Here is a 12,366-nt window from a genome sequence, read left to right as displayed (position 1 = left end):
CCCCCTTTCGTGTCCCGTATTTTAGGGCAACAAGTCTTCTGAATTCTTCTTCTAAATCATCATCAATCACTATAGTCATCTTCCCCACATACATCCACCACCATACATATGGCTCTAGAAGTTTATAAACTTTTTGACGATACAAACCACCCAAACTTAACGCTTTTAACTATCTATAAAACAGCCCATAAGAATAGACAGAAGTAGTCACGTCTGTGCGTATTCTTAATTTTCCGCGTTGTCAAGGCAGAAATTATGAAAAAGAAAAGGGAATCCACCAAGAGTCCTTTCAAATTCATGTCACATTCTATTACGATTGTCCCAAGTTCAAGTAGTTTACGGCATAGGTACTCAACGTCCCGTTCACAAATATTTTGCTCAATTTTGAGCAGATCTTTAATCGCTCCCAGACGCTCTTGCCAACAAACCCCAGTGCAAAAATGCAGGCAAGCTACATGACAGATTTAAGGCACGAAACATCATTTCCACAAATATCATAAACAAAAAATTAGTCAGCATAAGATAGAATCCTCAGCTAAAACGTCGAACTCGACCTTTCCTATTCCTTCTATCCACGCCTCAATGTGGTCACCATGCCTCAATGACCCTACCCCAGGAGGAGTTCCAGTAGCAATTATATCTCCCGGCTCGAGGGTCATTATATTAGATATGTATTCGATGAGCTGAGGAATCTTGAATATCATCTGGCTAGTCCTTCCAAGCTGTCTAACTTCCCCGTTAACTTTTAGTCCTATCTCCAAGTCTGAGGGATCTAGCTCTCTCTTGTCAACTATCCTCGGACCAACGGGAGCAAATGTGTCAAACCCCTTAGATACAGTCCATGGGTGTCCCATTTTTCTAGCTTTCTCCTGAAGATCCCTAGCGGTTATGTCGAGAATAATTGTATAACCCAACACATAGTCAAAAGCCTTTTCTGCAGGAACTTTCTTGGCTTTCTTCCCTATAATTACTCCCAATTCTACTTCGTGGTCTACTCTCTTGCTAATCTTTGGAAGTATAATGGGCTCTCCTGGGCCAATTAGTGCTGAAGGAGGCTTAAGAAATATTATGGGCTCGGTGGGTGGATTGTCACCCATCTCTTTTGCATGCTCTGCATAGTTCTTTGCTAGAGCTATTATCTTGGTTGGCCTTAGCTCATAATAGCTATCTCTAAAAGGAAGCCTAACAAAACTCATGCTCATCACCTAAAGTAATATTCCGGCCTCCTATCCTTGAAGATATCATTTAAATCGTTTATCCTCTTGTTTCTTACTAATGAGATGTCTACTTCTGCAACTCCCACCTCTTCTTCAGTTTCGCTTCCCATGGCTAGAACTTCCGCTTTTGGAGAGGCAATCAAGCTTTTTCCAATGAATCTTAGCCCTCTTTCTTCTCCTACTCTATCTGCAGTTATTATATATACCCTGTTTTCAAGAGCCCTTATGGGCATGGCTCTAGGAGCATAGGGCATAACTAAATTGGCTGGATGAGCTATAATATCCGCTCCTTTCAAGGCAAGAGTTCTGGCAGATTCAGGGAAAAACCAATCGAAGCATATCATAATTCCTACTCTTATAAACCCCAGGTCAAATACATTAAAGCCAAGATCCCCCGGGTCAAAGAATACCTTCTCCCTATAAAAGAGGTGGATCTTTCTATATTTTCCCAGGTAGCCAGTGGGACCTACGAGAACTGCTGAATTGTATAAGCGATCGTTATATTTTTCAGCAGTACCTGCCACAATGTAGACCTCTAAATCTCCAGCAAGGTCCATGAGAAAGGTAGTTGTTTCTCCTTCAGGTATTCTTTGAGCTATTTCAAATACTTCATCTCTGCTTTCAAAATTGTATCCAGTGTCAAAAAGCTCAGGGAGAACTATGAGTTTAGCTTCTCTCTTTGCTGCCTCTTTTACTAATTTTTCAGCCTTTGAGAGATTCTTGTCAAGTTCAAGTATTTTAGGTTCCATTTGCACATAGGCAACCTTAACCATGATAACCCCCCATATCTAGTTGCTTATTTAGTATTTCAATGTTTAGATTATAAGAAAAACTCTCAGATCTCCTAAGATCACATTTTTTCAATTCTGTTAGTTGCCTTGCCAATAAAATAGTTTTAAGATGACAAAAGATTGAAAATTTTTTGTGTCTGTATCGCATTCAATGATTATAATCAAATAACCAGCCAATTAAGCAAAATGTCCTAAGAACTTGGGGAAAATGTAAAAACCAATAAAACTTAAAAATTGACTTAGAAGGTAAAAATTGGGAAAATAAGGAGGTGATGATCATGAAGAGGAGACCAAGGAAATGGAAAAAGAAAGGTAGAATGAGGTGGAAGTGGATTAAGAAGAGAATAAGGAGGCTGAAGAGACAGAGGAAGAAAGAGAGAGGTCTAATCTGATGGCTTTTTTTGAAGATTTTTCCCTTTATTCTTTAGAATTTGAAACATCTTTAGGAAAAACTCTAATTTTTGCAGATCCTCATCTCGGTTTTGAAATAGCTAAAGGTGTTAGAATTAGGTCGAGGTTAGAAGAAAAACTTGCAAATTTTATAAAATCCAAGAATCCAGATGCAATAATAATATTAGGAGATATAAAGGAGGAAATTGGACTGAGCAGTTTTACTCGAAAGATTTTGATGTCGTTCTTTTTAGAGCTTAAAGATTACATAGTAATAATCACAAAGGGAAATCATGATGGGAGAATAGAAGAAGTCACTAAAAACTTCGATAACATAAATGTTGTCGAATACTATTTGCTCGATGACGTTCTATTTTTTCATGGTCACAAAGTTGCACCTCCAATAGAGTTTAAGATTGCATTTTTAGGCCATGCTCACCCTGTTATTTATGTAAACGTTAAAGGAATTAAGAAAAAAGCAAAATGTTTCATAAAAGCTGGAAGGTATGTAGTTTTGCCAACAATAAATCCCTTTTACGAGGGAATTGAGACCAAACAAGCGATAAAAATGATTCCTACGCTCAAAGAAGTAAAAACAGTTGATGTAGTTATTCCCCCTGGGATTTACCTAGGCCAATATACCATAGATATCTAATCAACGATCTATATAGAATACTGAGCTATATATTTTCTATAGCGGTAAAATATTTATTTGGAGGGAAACACATGCAACTGGGGTTCGCCATGCTTGCTGATCCAATTTTGTTAATTACGATACTTTTGGGATTTGCAATGGCCTGGGCAATAGGTGCAAATGATGCTGCTAATTCCATGAGCACCGCCGTAGGTGCAGGAGCAATAACACCCAGACAGGCCGTGATAATTGCTGGAGTTCTTGAATTTATGGGAGCTTATTTCTTTGGAAAGACAGTTACAGAGACAATTAGAAAAGGCATCATCGATCCCTCAAAAATTACAGATCCAAATGTCTTAATATTTGGCTCAATAGCGGCATTAATTGGTGCAACAATATGGCTAGTAATCGCAACAAAATATGGACTTCCAGTATCTACTACTCACTCAATAATAGGGGGGATAGTGGGTTATGGAATTGTTTATGGAGGAATGTCAATAGTAAATTGGGATAAGATGATTAAAGTAGTTCTCAGTTGGATACTCTCCCCAATCGTCGGAGCAATCTTTGCATACCTAGTATTCAGAGCGCTAAGTAAAACGGTTCTTCAAAGCAAGGACCCTGTGAAAAGTGCAAAGAGATGGTCTCCATTCTGGATAGGGCTAGCATTTGTGGTCATTGGAACAATGTTCTACATAAAGGTTCTACACGGTAATTCATTACTTGAAGGATTTCTCAAATACGGAATGCCAGCTGGAATTCTAACATTCATAGTAGTCTCCTTAATATTGGAAAAGAGATTTCCAGCCACTGATCCCTATCTTGGAGCTGAGAGAGTATTTAGAAGGGTGCAGGTTATAACATCAGCATACGTTGCACTTGCCCACGGAGCAAACGACGTTGCTAATGCAATAGGACCAGTGGCAGCAGTTTATACAGTGGCAATGTTCGGTCTTGCTGGAGCAAAGGTGCCAGTTCCAAGGTGGATATTGGCCCTTGGAGGACTGGGAATAGCAATAGGTGTCGCAACTTATGGATATAAAGTTATGGAAACCGTTGGAAAGAAAATAACAGAGCTGACAAACACTAGAGGGTTTACAATAGACTTTTCAGCAGCTACGGTAGTTTTGATTGCCTCTTGGTTGGGGATGCCAATATCTACTACTCACACAGTAGTTGGTGCCGTAATTGGAGTTGGTCTTGCAAGAGGAATAAAAGCGATAAACAAGGATATAGTTAAGGACATAATAATCTCGTGGTTCGTTACAGTTCCAGCTGCAGGAGTAATAGCTGGAATAATATTTAAGGCCTTAATGATGTTAATGGGGTGATACCATGCAGGTTTGGACGAAACTCTTTGCTAAAAGTCCATTCAAGCCTCTTATAAAGCATGCAGAGGTTGTAGTTGAGACTGTAGAAACATTGGAAAAAGCCTTAGAGGCATGGGCTAAGGGAGATTACGAAAAAATGAAGGAGCTTGCAGTGGAAGTTGACAGACTTGAGGATGTTGCTGATAGAATAAAGATGGAACTTAGGGAAAGCATAACTGCAAAGCTCTTAATGCCCGTTCAGAGGAGTGATGTTCTAGAATACCTCCACATGCAGGATAAAATAGCTGATGCTGCTGAAGATACAGCTAAGTGGCTACTGGTGAGAGATAGAGGGAATGTGCCTGAAGACATCAAAGATATTATTCTAAAAATGGGAAAAGAGAGCATAAGAGCAGCAAAGTTAGTTTATGAAGCAATAAAGCAGATGGACATGGTAGTAGAGAGTGGATTTTCTGAGAATGAAATAAAGAAAGAATACGACCTCATAAGGCAAATAGAGGAAGTAGAAAACAAAATTGATGGTCTAGACACCAAACTTATGAGACTAGTCTTAAATGCTAACATTAGCTGGACTGAAGGGATATACCTCCTTAATATAGGCAGAAGTATAAGCAACATTTCAGATAAAGCAAAGGATGCCGCAGAAAGAATAAGAATAATGATGAGTAAATAAAAGAGATCAGATGGCAATCATAGTCGAAGTCATCTGAACTTCTGGCATCTTTCTTATCTTTTCTGTTATAAACTGGTCAAGGTCTTTTAGAGTGTCGGTCTCTACCTTAACTATTAGGTCGTATTCTCCATAGACTACGTAGGCTTCTTTAACTTCTGGCATAGCTAGTAATTTCTCCATAACTTCTCTTTCCTTACCAGCTGCCGTTACCATCAAGATAAAGGCTGTAACCACTTTTCATCACCAAATTAACTTACGCTCTCTAGTATTTAAATGTTCCCTTTGCTTGCCCTCATCGACACTCTAATAAATAGCCAAAACTAATACTGTGCCCAGGGGGAAGAATATGCTCAAGGTTTACAATACCTTAACGAAACAAAAGGAAGAATTTAAGCCCCTAAGGGAAGGAGAAGTGAAAATGTACGTGTGTGGTCCCACAGTTTATGATTATCCTCACTTGGGACATGCAAGGACATACATAGCCTTTGACGTGATCAGGAGATATTTAGAACATAAAGGATACACCGTACTTATGGTGATGAACTTTACGGATATAGATGACAAGATAATCAAAAGAGCAAGAGAGACGGGAGAAGACCCAAAAGAGCTAGCTGAGAGATTTATAAAAATATTCCTTGAAGATATGGAAGCATTAAAGGTAAAGCCTGCAGATATTTATCCTAGGGTTACAGATCACATAGACGATATTATAGAGTTCATTGGGAAGCTTAAGGAAAAGGGATATGCTTATGAGGGAAGTGATGGAATTTACTTTGAAGTTAAAAAGTTTCCAGAATACGGAAAGCTTAGCGGAGTAAAAATTGAGGATCTCCAAAAAGGAGCAAGAGTTGAACCTGGTGAAGGGAAGAAAAACCCTGAAGATTTCGCCCTATGGAAAAAAGCAAAGCCAGGAGAACCCAAGTGGGATAGTCCATGGGGAGAGGGGAGACCTGGATGGCATATTGAATGTTCAGTCATGAGCAGTAAGTATCTTGGAGAAAGCTTTGATATTCATGGAGGAGGAAATGACTTAATATTCCCCCATCATGAAAATGAAATAGCTCAAAGCGAAGCATGCTTTGGTCATGAATGGGTTAAGTATTGGTTACATACAGGATTTGTTATGGTAAAAGGAGAAAAGATGAGCAAGAGTTTAGGAAACTTCGTCACAATACGAGAATTATTAAAGAGATACGAACCAGAGGTGATAAGGTTCTTTGTTCTACAAAAGCACTATCGTTCTCCCCTTGAATATACAGAAGAAGGACTTCAACACGCAAAGAATAATCTACAGAGGCTTTACAATACCCTTGAAAACATAAGAGTCGCACTAAGGAATGCCGAAATATCTTATACCTGGGGAGAACTGGAATTCAAGACATATGAGATAATTAGAGAAGGGAAAAGAAAATTCTATGAAGCTATGGATGACGATTTTAATACAGCAGAAGCTCTTAAAGCAGTTTTTGAGGTAGCTAATGCAATAAATAAGTATCTAACGGAGGCTAATAAGCCGAAAGAGTCAATACTTAGGAAGGCTCTCGAATTCTTTAAGATCGTTAGTGAAGTTTTCGGAGTATTTGAAGATTATTTCAGAGAGGAAACAAAAGAACGTGAAGAATCCGAAAAATTAATTGAACTCTTAGTAGAGGTCAGAAAACAACTTAGAAAGGAAAAGAGATACGAGTTGGCAGATATGATTCGAGAAGAGCTTAAAAAATTAGGCATACAATTAGAAGATAGGGGAAGCGAAACAACTTGGAAGAGAATTATAACCTAGTAAATGTCCTTTTCAATGATCACAATAGCTCTCCCTATAGAAATAGGATTTCCTTGACTTCTAATTTCTTCTTCGACATTCTTTATTAGCTTCTTAATTTCATCAGACAGCTTAAGTTCGTCAATACTTCTGGATGTTCTCTCAATTCCTATAAATATCTGATAAGATGAGCCTACTTTTGATAGCTTCGCCCAATTAACTTTTATTCCCTTAATTGTTCTATCTATATTTGCTTTTACTTTCTCTTCAATTTTACGCTTGTTAATTCTGCTTTCGCTATCCAAATCCTTAATGCTCGATATTATCTCCCTAATACCACTTTCTTCAATTATTCTTTCAACTTCTGCCTCAACTTGTCTTCTTCTTATCTTTATTTTGTGTGGGATTTCCTCTCGTAGATTAATTTCTACAACTCTTCCTCCCTTTATCTCGACTGGAAGTTCTTCAATTTTAATTTTTGGAATTTCCTCAGTATGGACAATTTCCAGTCCCTTAATGTTAATTCGGGCAGGAAAACCAACTATCTCTCTTATAAGTTTTGAAAAATTGCTCCTTATTGCCTCTCTCAATTCATTTTCTGGCTTACTTGAGTACCCATATACCTCCACATCTACTGATAAAATGTCTCTTCCTGTACTCCCACTTACCAACCTACAGGTTGCATCTAAAAGCTCTATTGATAACCCCAGTCGTCGATAAGCGAATTTTGCAAATTCAACTATGGCATTAAGAATTTTAAGATAAAGTTCGGATGGAGCGACTAGAGAGTATGAGAACTCTACAACCTTTGGAATATATTTTTCAGCCCTATCTACTTGACTCACTTTAGGCTCACTCATAAATAGATCAAGAAATTCAAACTTATCCACCTCACAAACCTTAACATCTTGAAGAACATCTTGTGATGAGGAAGATTTTACTAGCGTTCCATTAGAGTAAAAGAGGACTGGGTACTCTCCTGAGAATACCACTATTAGCTTATTAGGCCAATTTCTACTTACTATCGAGGTAATTTCCAAAACGCTCGCCTGGTCTAATTTAAGAAGCTCATGCACTATATATCCCCCCAGGTGATAAATAAGGATTTCAAAAAATATAAAATTTTCTGAATATAAAATAGACTTCACAAGGTTAGAAAGAGTTTAAGTAATGTACTGTTTCCTTCTTTCATTTAAGGGCTCAATGAGTGCGGCATAAAATTCACGGAGCTTCCTAGTATGCTCTTCTACCCACTCCCCAGATAGCTTTCTTCTAGCTACACCATCCCTAATTGCTTGTTCTGCAACTGCTCTGGCTTCTTTTGGATAAACGTCGGGATGTAGTGGAGAGGGTATTATGTAGTCCTCACTAAGTTCTTCATCGCTCACAACAGATGCTATTGCCTCAGCCGCTGCAATGTTCATATTTAAAGTTATATCGGTAGCCCTAACATCTAGTGCCCCCCTAAATATCCCAGGAAAGCCCAAGACATTGTTTATTTGGTTTGGATAGTCACTCCTCCCCGTGGCCACTATTTTTGCCCCAGCCTTTTTCGCATCTTCTGGCATAATTTCTGGAATTGGATTCGCCATTGCAAACACTATGGGATCATCGGCCATTTTCTTTATCATCCAGGGTTTTACTATTCCTCCTACGCTTACTCCAATAAAAACATCAGCACCCTCCATAGCTTTTGCCAAATCTCCTTGAACCCCATGAATGTTGAACCTTGCGACTTCCTCTTTGTAAGGATTCATGTTTTCTTTTCTCCCTTCATAGATTATTCCAGCTCTATCAACAAGCAATATTTCTTTAACCCCAACATGATGGAGCAACTTTGCTATTGCGATTCCAGCAGCTCCAGCTCCACTTATAGCAACTTTTATCTCGTTGAATTTTTTGCCCACTAACTTTAATGCGTTAATTAGACCCGCTAAAGTTACTACAGCAGTTCCATGTTGATCATCGTGAAATACGGGAATATCAAGCTCTCTCTTCAACCTCATTTCAATTTCGAAGCATCTTGGAGCGGAGATATCTTCTAGGTTTATCCCGCCAAATCCCTTTGATATAAGCTTTATTGTTTCCACGATTTTCTCGACATCCTGTGTGTCAATTAAGATAGGAAACGCATCTATTCCAGCTAGAGCTTTAAAGAGAACACATTTACCTTCCATAACTGGCATTCCTGCCAGAACACCTATGTTTCCTAATCCCAAGATTGCCGATCCGTCTGTAACGACGGCAACTGTATTTGGAATTATAGTGTAATCTTCATAGTTTCCCTTCTTTGCAATTACTTTACATGGCTCCGCTACTCCTGGGGTATATGCTAAGCTCAAATCATAGAAATCTCTAAGAGGAACCTTTGGTATCACTTCAATTTTTCCATTCCCTGGGAAATTATTTCTGTGATACTCCAACGCATCTTGAGCAAGCTTCCTTCTTTGTTCCTCAGTGATCCTAGCCATATCACTTTCACCCAGGAACAATGAGCCAGGTAGGATAAAAGCATTGCTAGTATCTAATCACGTATATATCTCTTCCAATCCTATGCTTTTCATCAATATCTAAAATGGAATACTCAACCTTAAACCCAAGTTCCTCTAACCAGGGTCTATTTCTCCTATAAACTCCTCCCTCAGCTAAATTAAATGCGGGAAATACGAAAACTACTTTAGCATTTCTCTTAAGAACATCAGAAAAGCTTTCAAAGGCTTGATAATATAACCGATCCAATTGTTTTGCTATTTTAATGGCCTCCTCCCTTGTTGGCTTAGTTTTTAGTGGTCGACCCATATACGGTTCTGTAATTATAGCATCAAATCTAGTTCTAAAGCACTTTTTTAGCCTTCTAACGTCACAAACCCTCAAACTTGCGTTCTGTTTTATCCTAAACTCCTTTCTGATCCATTCAATGTTTTTTCTTGCATCATTTATTCTTTCCTGACTTATGTCACTCCCATATGCAATTAAACCTTGAAGGAGGAGTTCAACTAAAATAGTTCCAGTACCACAAAACGGATCTAGAACGTTTCCCTTTCTAACTTCTGAGAGATTTATCATTATCCTAGCTAGCCTAGGGGGAATTGAAAGAGTAGGTCTAACTATGGGTCTCTCTACATCCAATTTTTTAAGTTCAAAGGGATTTGTAATCCTTATCGTTTCCCCCACCAGAACTCTGTCCTTATCTACAAACAAAAATACCACATCTTTGACTTCTGGAAATCCTTTTAGAATTAATTCGCTAGGCATAGAATAAACGTTAGCAGGTTTAAAGAATTTAGAAGAATCTTTCCTCTTAAAAACTGCTTTAACTTGAGATCCAAGTTTTCTCCACGCTTTCCAATCTTCTTTCCCATATAAGCTCACTGTAAACAATTTTGAGTATTCGAGATTCTCTATTGTATCTAAGCCTTCTCCTACAATTCTCACTAACTTTAAAGCTCCCCCTAACCACTTAAACTTTTTTTCTATTTCTTCTTTAGCCTGGATTATAGCAAAACTTTTGTTTGGACCATAAAAACGGATCTCTAATATTCTTACCCCTAACTTAAACCTCTTTGAGAAGGCCTTTAGCTCATAAAGTCCAAGCTCAGGATTTTTTCCAAAGATAATCGCATATTTTTCTACTTTCATAGCCTTTGTCCCTTTACACCATCTTAGGATCTCCCTTTAAAAAATTTATAACAACCTGGGAATTTTTAAAAAGGCTAAAAACAACAATTGAAAGGGAAGGATAATGGTAAGATACGTTATTCCGCTCATGTTAGTAACACTTATCGTTAATTTAGTATTTGCACTTCCAGAAAGTTACGATACTAATGCTCTCCTTAGACTTTATGACACTAATAAGGAGATTCTTTCCAAGTTTGATTATACCCCTGAGATAAAGAGAGAAGAAATAACCTCGGAGTTAGAGCATGACAATTTAGTATTTGCCTTCGAAAAACTTTCAAAATTAAGTCTAACAACTATCCACATTCTGGAATCCAAAGAGGGCACAATAGACAGCAAAGAAATTTTAGAGGCTAGAATAAGCAGAGTTGAATACTACTTGAATTTACTTCCCTCTAATAGGAAAACTCTTAAGATAAAAGAAAAGATTAACGCTGCGAAAGAAGAGCTGAAGAATGGAAAAATCGAAATAGCAACAAACTATACAAGTGAAGCTTACAGATTATTAGATGATGTATTAACTTCAGGCGAACCTCTAGAAATCGATCCCAAAACAAGAGCTATAATCCTGCTAGAAAAGTTTAATAGGACTATAATATATGCAACTCAAATTTTCATAGCATCTGGAAGCAATACAAGCTACGAAGCACTATATCTTCAGAAATTAATCGAAAGATGTGATAAATTGATAGAGTCAGAAAGATATTTAGAGGCCCTTTATGAGCTGGAAGGAAACATTGGATATGTAGAAATGTTTCAGAATGAGCTTGAGTCAATTTACGTTGATTACATTAAAAATAGATTCGAAACAGAAAGAAAAGAATACTTGATACAACTTATGCTTTCTCTGAATCGAATAAAATCACTGGTCAAGGAAGCCGAGAAAATAGAACTTGTAGAAATAGCATCTGCGGACTTAAATCTCGCTTTAAAAGATGTAAATTTGGGCAGGTATGAAACAGCTTACCTAAGAGTGAGAAGAGCTTCAAAAATTCTAGACTACCTGGTCAGAACTATGGAGGTGTGACAGTATGAAAAAAATGTTGCTCCTCTTAATGGTTCTATTTTTCCTTATATCTTCCCCTGTTAGCGCTTCATATATCACAAAGAACTTCACACTAATTGTATGGAAAGATAACAGTATTACAATTGATCAAACAATTATTCCTCAGGATTATGCAATTCACATTAAGGTTCCTACATTGTCAGATAAGGCCTCTAATATACTAGTTCTCTCTGAGAATGGTACAGTCCTCCCTTATATCTATTCAGAGGGTTATATCACACTTGACGTATCAACCCTAAGGTCTGTAAGAATAGTGTATACAATAGAGAACTTTTCTCATAAAAAGGGGGCTGTATGGTATTTAAATGTCTCACTTGAAGTGCCCGCCACGATAGTTTTTCCAAACGATACTGTTATAGTAAGTGTCTCTGATATACCAATTAAACTTGAGCACAACAAAGTGCTCATTGGACCTGGAAATATAACCATATATTACACCTATGAGTCAATTATAGCTCCTAAAAATAGGGGATTTACAAAATACATATTGATGGGAGTCAGTCTTTTGCTAGTTTTTGTGTTCTTTACTATAAGAAAAGATAGGAAAGAAAGGAAAAAGAAACACTTTGAAGACACCTTAAACAAAATTGCTAAAGAGTATAATTTAAATGACGAAGAAGTAAATGCGCTTAGGTTTTTATTAAGTATGGGAGGAAAAGCCAGCCAGTCTGAGCTTAGGAAAGCGTTAGACCTCCCAAAAACAACGACGTGGAGAATGGTTAAAAGGCTAGAACAAATGGGGCTTATAAAGGTATATAAAGTTGGAAGAGAGAATTGGATTGAGCTCTCGGAGGATATGCAAAAATTAATATAAAGCATGTAGTTTA

Annotated in this window: 12 protein-coding genes; 6 read left to right on the top strand and 6 right to left on the bottom strand. The window is 37.7% G+C overall.

Annotated features, from left to right (window positions below; translation table 11 throughout):
• Positions 1–512: 512 nt before the first annotated feature.
• Positions 513–1,196: a fumarylacetoacetate hydrolase family protein gene (locus tag PWP39_RS00470; protein ID WP_011012154.1), complete on the bottom strand. Its 684-nt coding sequence runs from the start codon at positions 1,194–1,196 to the stop codon at positions 513–515.
• Between the two features lie 5 nt (positions 1,197–1,201).
• Positions 1,202–1,990, bottom strand: coding sequence for a nitrilase (locus PWP39_RS00465; RefSeq protein WP_011012155.1), 789 nt, complete (start codon positions 1,988–1,990; stop codon positions 1,202–1,204).
• A gap of 409 nt (positions 1,991–2,399) precedes the next feature.
• Here PWP39_RS00465 and PWP39_RS00460 point away from each other — a divergent pair, with 409 nt between their 5' ends.
• The 3 genes from PWP39_RS00460 (at position 2,400) to PWP39_RS00450 (ending at position 5,036) form a co-directional block, all read left to right on the top strand.
• Positions 2,400–3,053 (top strand): metallophosphoesterase, encoded by a 654-nt coding sequence (locus PWP39_RS00460; protein WP_011012157.1) that lies wholly within the window; start codon positions 2,400–2,402, stop codon positions 3,051–3,053.
• Between the two features lie 71 nt (positions 3,054–3,124).
• Positions 3,125–4,363, top strand: coding sequence for an inorganic phosphate transporter (locus PWP39_RS00455; RefSeq protein ID WP_011012158.1), 1,239 nt, complete (start codon positions 3,125–3,127; stop codon positions 4,361–4,363).
• A gap of 4 nt (positions 4,364–4,367) precedes the next feature.
• Complete coding sequence (locus PWP39_RS00450) at positions 4,368–5,036, top strand: TIGR00153 family protein (RefSeq protein WP_288071828.1); 669 nt, start codon at positions 4,368–4,370, stop codon at positions 5,034–5,036.
• 6 nt (positions 5,037–5,042) lie between these two features.
• Here PWP39_RS00450 and PWP39_RS00445 read toward each other — a convergent pair whose 3' ends face one another.
• Entirely contained in the window at positions 5,043–5,270 is a 228-nt protein-coding gene (locus PWP39_RS00445; RefSeq protein ID WP_011012160.1) for an Lrp/AsnC family transcriptional regulator, read from the bottom strand.
• 112 nt (positions 5,271–5,382) lie between these two features.
• Here PWP39_RS00445 and cysS point away from each other — a divergent pair, with 112 nt between their 5' ends.
• Positions 5,383–6,816 carry a cysteine--tRNA ligase gene (gene cysS, locus PWP39_RS00440; protein ID WP_014835307.1) on the top strand — a complete coding sequence of 478 codons (1,434 nt, stop codon included), beginning with the start codon at positions 5,383–5,385 and terminating at the stop codon, positions 6,814–6,816.
• On the opposite strand, the gene PWP39_RS00435 is transcribed toward cysS, so the two are convergent.
• From PWP39_RS00435 to PWP39_RS00425, 3 genes are all read right to left on the bottom strand, one after another.
• On the bottom strand, positions 6,813–7,871 hold the full coding sequence (locus PWP39_RS00435) for a hypothetical protein (protein WP_011012162.1): 1,059 nt from the start codon (positions 7,869–7,871) through the stop codon (positions 6,813–6,815). The two genes, cysS and PWP39_RS00435, sit on opposite strands and share 4 nt — an antisense overlap.
• A gap of 87 nt (positions 7,872–7,958) precedes the next feature.
• Positions 7,959–9,266, bottom strand: a complete 1,308-nt coding sequence (locus PWP39_RS00430; RefSeq protein ID WP_011012163.1) for an NAD(P)-dependent malic enzyme — start codon at positions 9,264–9,266, stop codon at positions 7,959–7,961.
• Between the two features lie 46 nt (positions 9,267–9,312).
• On the bottom strand, positions 9,313–10,434 hold the full coding sequence (locus PWP39_RS00425; RefSeq protein ID WP_011012164.1) for a TRM11 family SAM-dependent methyltransferase: 1,122 nt from the start codon (positions 10,432–10,434) through the stop codon (positions 9,313–9,315).
• Positions 10,435–10,537: 103 nt separating this feature from the next.
• Between PWP39_RS00425 and PWP39_RS00420 the strand changes: the two genes are divergently transcribed.
• The gene (locus PWP39_RS00420; protein ID WP_011012165.1) at positions 10,538–11,500 is read left to right on the top strand and encodes a hypothetical protein; all 963 of its coding nucleotides are present in this window, start codon (positions 10,538–10,540) and stop codon (positions 11,498–11,500) included.
• A 4-nt stretch (positions 11,501–11,504) separates the two neighbouring features.
• Positions 11,505–12,353, top strand: coding sequence for a helix-turn-helix transcriptional regulator (locus PWP39_RS00415; RefSeq protein ID WP_011012166.1), 849 nt, complete (start codon positions 11,505–11,507; stop codon positions 12,351–12,353).
• Positions 12,354–12,366: the final 13 nt, after the last annotated feature.

This window comes from Pyrococcus sp., assembly GCF_030153625.1.
Taxonomy (GTDB): Archaea; Methanobacteriota_B; Thermococci; order Thermococcales; family Thermococcaceae; genus Pyrococcus; species Pyrococcus furiosus.
This window is presented reverse-complemented; position numbering and strand designations above follow the sequence as displayed.